General features: G+C 65.5%; 4 protein-coding genes. 3 read left to right on the forward strand and 1 reads right to left on the reverse strand.

Annotation, left to right across the window (positions count from 1 at the left end):
• Positions 1-211 precede the first annotated feature (211 nt).
• The gene (locus HUU94_RS06470; RefSeq protein ID WP_174274283.1) at positions 212-388 is read left to right on the forward strand and encodes a hypothetical protein; all 177 of its coding nucleotides are present in this window, start codon (positions 212-214) and stop codon (positions 386-388) included.
• Between the two features lie 187 nt (positions 389-575).
• Positions 576-2054, forward strand: coding sequence for a Dyp-type peroxidase (locus tag HUU94_RS06475; protein WP_174274284.1), 1479 nt, complete (start codon positions 576-578; stop codon positions 2052-2054).
• A 78-nt stretch (positions 2055-2132) separates the two neighbouring features.
• Here the strand turns inward: HUU94_RS06475 and HUU94_RS06480 are convergent, their stop codons facing one another.
• Positions 2133-2837 carry a S24 family peptidase gene (locus HUU94_RS06480; RefSeq protein WP_174274285.1) on the reverse strand — a complete coding sequence of 235 codons (705 nt, stop codon included), beginning with the start codon at positions 2835-2837 and terminating at the stop codon, positions 2133-2135.
• A 114-nt stretch (positions 2838-2951) separates the two neighbouring features.
• Here HUU94_RS06480 and HUU94_RS06485 point away from each other — a divergent pair, with 114 nt between their 5' ends.
• Positions 2952-3089, forward strand: a complete 138-nt coding sequence (locus tag HUU94_RS06485; RefSeq protein WP_174274286.1) for a hypothetical protein — start codon at positions 2952-2954, stop codon at positions 3087-3089.
• Positions 3090-3129 lie beyond the last annotated feature (40 nt).

A 3129-nucleotide genomic window follows, 5' to 3' on the forward strand; every position in this document is an offset into this window, starting at 1 on the left:
GGCCGGAACGGGCGGCGCGGCGGCCGGCGCCTGCGCACAGACGGGCGTGGCGATCAGCAGCGCGGCGGTGGCGGCCGCGCCTGCGATCCTCCGCGAGGGAACCGGAAACATGGTCCTCCCCTAGAGGGTGGAAGCGACGCCTGCCAACCGCAATGCTGCTTCGCGGCGAGGCGGGGTGGCGAGAGACGCGCAAGCGTGGCAAGGGCGGCACATGTCCAACCGCAATCCGATCGCCGCCGGCGCCCCGCTCGCGCTCGCCACGATGGCGGGCGCGCTGATCGGCGCGGTGCTGGGACAGCCCTCGCTGGGGGTGCTGATCGGGGTGGGCTTCGGCGCGACGCTGGCGATCGGGCTGTGGCTGGTCGATCGGGAGCGGACGGGGCGATAAGCGGGCGGCGATACGCCGGATACGGTCATGGGACCGCCACGGACTATAATAGACCATTCCGGACTTTTCGGTGGAAAAGCCCTACTCTTGGCGGTTGATCCGGATTAATATCAACGACAGTCGGTTGCTTGACAGCGCTTCCATGACCGCGGCGCCTGAACGGGGTGCGCGCAGAAAAGGATCGACCATGGCCGTCAACCGCGCAACCGAACCTCAGCTCGAGCTCTCTGATATACAGGGGGATATTCTCATCGGGCTCCAGAAGAACGCCGAATTGTTCGTGGGGTTCGTCATTCTGGACGTCACGCGCTTCAAGCGATTCCTGCGCGGGCTCGGCATCACGACATGCGTCGACGTCAAACGCGCCGAAGCCAAGATCAGGGCGCAGAAGCTGAACGGCGGCAGCGAACTGCTGGATATCCGGGGACTGAACATCGGATTTACGTTCGACGGGTTGAAGACGCTGGGCGCCCCCGATGTGAAGACAATCAAGGACAAGTCTTTCGTGGCCGGCCTGGCCAAGCGCTCCGACAGCTTGAACGATCCCGTCGCTGGACCGGGGAAGCTTTCCAACTGGCTGCTCGGCAACGGGGTCGGACCGCTTCACGGTATCATCTTGCTTACGGGCAAGGATCTGACGACCGTAAGAACGATGTTCAGCGACCTGGTGAACGCCGCCGGGCCCAATACCTGGCTGCCGTTCTTTACCGGCGAAGGCTTCACGCGGCCCAAGAAGGACCGCGGTCATGAGCATTTCGGCTATCTGGACGGTGTCTCGCAGCCGGCGGTTCGCGGTCGCATCGATCAGGCGGTTCCGGGTGAGGATTTTCTGAACCCGACGCAGAGTCCCGACCCGAACCAGGGTTTGCCCGGGGCGGACCTGCATTGGCCCGGCGCGTTCGTCTTCGGCTATGAGTCGCCCGACCGCACCGACGTCGAGAAAAGGGCACCGCCGATCGACGGCGGCCCCAAATGGATGCGCAACGGCAGCTACATGGTCTATCGCCGGCTGGAACAGCTCGTACCGGAATTCGACAAGGCGATCGAGGACAAGGCCAAGCTCCTCAAAAACACGTCACCGGAGCTGCTCGGCGCGCGCGTCGTGGGGCGGTTCAAGAGCGGCTGGCCGGTGATCGAAACCGGCACGGACGATCCGGTCAACGGCGACGATCCGCTGCTGAACAACGCATTCGAATTCGGCGACAATGACGAAGACGGCGCGAAATGCCCGTTCGCCGCGCATATCCGAAAGACCTATCCGCGCAACGACGATACCCCCGACGGTGGTGAGCCGGACACGCAGACGCATCGCATTCTTCGGGCCGGCATCCCGTTCGGATCCGAGGTGCAGCCCGACGAGGCCTCGACGGGCAAGAGCAAGCATTCTCGCGGCCTGATGTTCGTCTGCTATCAGACCTCGATCGAAAATCAGTTCGAGTTCATCACGCAGAAATGGGTGAACGGAAAGAATTTCGCCAAGGCGGGCATCGGCGAGGATCCTGTGCTGGGGCAGGCGCACGGGGCCGCACGATCGCGCAAGATCGCCGGCCTGGCCGTGCCGCCGGATACCGCGAAGATCACCTTCGAGGCCGATTTCATCCGGCCGACCGGGGGAGGATATTTCTTCATGCCCTCGATCAGCGCCATCGATACGGTTTTGACCTAGAGGCCGTCCCGTTCGAGAAGAAACGTCACCCCGGCCTTGAGCCGGGGTGACGGGAGTTCGACGGCGACAGGACGGGCTCTACAGCTTCCGCCCGGCCCATAATACGCGGCCGACGATCGTCAGCGTCGCCTTGTCCTGGTCGTTCCAACTCGGATGATCGGGGTTGTCGCTGCGGATGGCGATGCCGCCGGAGGGGGCGAGCGCGATGCGTTTGACGAGCAGCGCCTCTTCGATGCGGAGCACGTAGATGCCGTCGCGGAGGCGATCGGCGGTGTCGCTGGTGTCGACGAGGATTTCGTCGCCGTCGGCGAGCGTCGGGCGCATCGAATCGCCGGCGACGGTGATCAGCGACAGCGCGCCGAGATCGTGCGCGCCGAGCTCGCGGAGCATGCGCGGCGGGAAGGCGATGTCGGCGCGGCGGGCTTCGCTGGGATCGAGGCTGCCCGGCCCCGCCGAGGCGCCGACCGCGAAACGCGGCAGCGCGACATGGCTTGCGTCGCGCAGCGCCGCGGGCGGGGCGGTGCTGGGGACGATCGTCGCGGGGGTTTCGGCCTTGCCGCCGAACACCGCCTCCGAAACGCGGAAATAACGCGCGAGCGTGGCGCGATCCTCTTCGGACAGGCGCCTGGGCGTGCCGCGCTTGACGAACTGCTGGATGTAGGCGGCGTTACGGCCGAGCAGGCGCGACAGGCCGGCATAATCCTCGCGCCGATCGCGGATCAGCGTCTCGAGCGCGGTGCGCACGCCCTCATCGCCCTGCCGATTTCCATCAATCTCATCCATTATAGGAATTAGCCTAGCAATGTTGGAAATGTCCTGCAACTGAACATATCACGAACACAGGAGCGAGTCGTGGGGCTTTTGCAGGCGATCGATATTTTTCTGAGGGAGCGGCGGATGACGCCCAGCAAATTCGGCCGGCTGGCGGTCAACGATCCTCGGCTGGTGCCCGATCTGCGCCGGGGGCGGGTGCTGCGGCGGCCGACGATCGCCCGGATCGAGGGCTTCATGCGCGCCGCGGGGGGACGGGCATGAGGCGCGCCGACGAGATGCTCGCGCGGGCGCTGGCGGCGCG

It is taken from the genome of Sphingomonas bacterium (genome assembly GCF_903644055.1).
GTDB lineage: Bacteria > Pseudomonadota > Alphaproteobacteria > Sphingomonadales > Sphingomonadaceae > Sphingomonas_I.

Excerpts from the sequence above, each read along its gene's own strand:
- HUU94_RS06470 (WP_174274283.1), top strand. The coding sequence starts at position 212 with ATGTCCAACCGCAATCCGATCGCCGCCGGCGCCCCGCTCGCGCTCGCC.
- HUU94_RS06475 (WP_174274284.1), top strand. The coding sequence starts at position 576 with ATGGCCGTCAACCGCGCAACCGAACCTCAGCTCGAGCTCTCTGATATA.
- HUU94_RS06480 (WP_174274285.1), bottom strand. The coding sequence starts at position 2,837 with ATGGATGAGATTGATGGAAATCGGCAGGGCGATGAGGGCGTGCGCACC.
- HUU94_RS06485 (WP_174274286.1), top strand. The coding sequence starts at position 2,952 with ATGACGCCCAGCAAATTCGGCCGGCTGGCGGTCAACGATCCTCGGCTG.